Below are 1,334 nucleotides of genomic sequence, written 5' to 3' on the forward strand. Positions count from 1 at the left end.
TGATGTATGGAATCCACTCCCTCCTTAGCAATCTAGACTTAGGAGTGTGAGAAAAAACCGAGGGTTCCAATATGTTGACTAAAAATGTTATCGCTATCGACTTAGCAAAAAATGTTCTTCAAGCCTGCCATATCAGCATTCATGGTGAGCTAATGTCCAATAAACCTCTGAGTCGCCAGAAGATGAAAGAGTTCTTGGCAAAGGCTAAGCCTTCGATTGTCGCCATGGAAGGTTGTTGCGGTTGCCATTACTGGGGGCAATTAGCAGAAAAACTTGGGCATGAAGTCCGAATCATTAACCCTAAGAAGGTGAAAGGATACCTAGAAGGTCATAAAACGGATCATAATGATGCTCTCGCCATCGCTAACGCCGCTATACAAATTGGTATCAAGTACAGTCGTCCAAAGTCATTGGAACAACAAGCTATGCATTCTTTAGAAACTAGCCGTAGATTCTTATCTCGTAGTGTTGTTTCCCTAGCTCTTCACATTAGAGGGACAATTTTGGGCTACGGGATAGCAAACCCTAGAGGTGAAAAAGGCTTAAAAGCGTCGGTTCAAACCGTGCTTGATGGCGATACACCAATACCCTCCAATGTCGTATCCGTTCTGTCGATGCTTTGGGAGCAATATAAAGAACTTAAAGCAAAACTCATCGCATTCGAAAAAGAGAAAAATGCTTTAACCCGTCAGATAGAGCCGTGCCAACGATTAATGGGCATTGAAGGGGTTGGTGAAACAACTGCTGCGATGCTCTATACAACTCTTGGTGATGGAAAGCAGTTCAAGAATGGAAGACAAGCTTCAGCATTTGTTGGTCTTACACCTAAACAGCACAGTTCAGGAGGCAAAGTTTTTATGATTGGGATCGATAAATGCGGTGGTGTGAAGGAGCTACGCTCGCTTCTTTATCTTGGCGCAATGTCATACGTTGGGCGACTACCCGAAAAACCGAAGACTCAGAAGGACGCTTGGTTGAGGAGCATCATAGATCGTATCGGCTTCAAGAAGGCCTGCATTGCACTGGCTAACAAAGTGGTACGTACTGCGTGGGCAATGCTTCGGTATGAGACTGAATATAAACCAGTATTACTCACTCATTAATCACTACCAAATTTTTAAATTTTACAAAATGATGATGCATAAAAGGTAAGACCAACCTACTGAGAACCTGGCCATTCTGTCATGCTGTAAAAAGCTGCTAGCGCGATAAGGACAGTAGGTGCGCAAAACATCAAAGGCTAGAGGGTAGCTCCTTCAATAAGAAGCCGAATATACGACCGCATCTTAACTTTTATTGCCAAAATCACTTTGTAAATACGTGGATTCCATATA

The 1,334-nt window shown here is 43.0% G+C and carries 1 protein-coding gene; it reads left to right on the plus strand.

Going from position 1 to position 1,334, the window contains the following annotated elements; genetic code table 11:
- Positions 1-71: 71 nt before the first annotated feature.
- The gene (locus tag AB6E85_RS25810; RefSeq protein ID WP_102398621.1) at positions 72-1,103 is read left to right on the plus strand and encodes an IS110 family transposase; all 1,032 of its coding nucleotides are present in this window, start codon (positions 72-74) and stop codon (positions 1,101-1,103) included.
- Positions 1,104-1,334 lie beyond the last annotated feature (231 nt).

The sequence above is a fragment of the Vibrio sp. 10N.247.311.51 genome, assembly GCF_041467855.1.
Lineage (GTDB): Bacteria > Pseudomonadota > Gammaproteobacteria > Enterobacterales > Vibrionaceae > Vibrio > Vibrio coralliirubri.

What these genes read in the sequence shown, in the direction of transcription:
- AB6E85_RS25810 (WP_102398621.1), top strand. Translation starts at nt 72, where the DNA reads ATGTTGACTAAAAATGTTATCGCTATCGACTTAGCAAAAAATGTTCTT.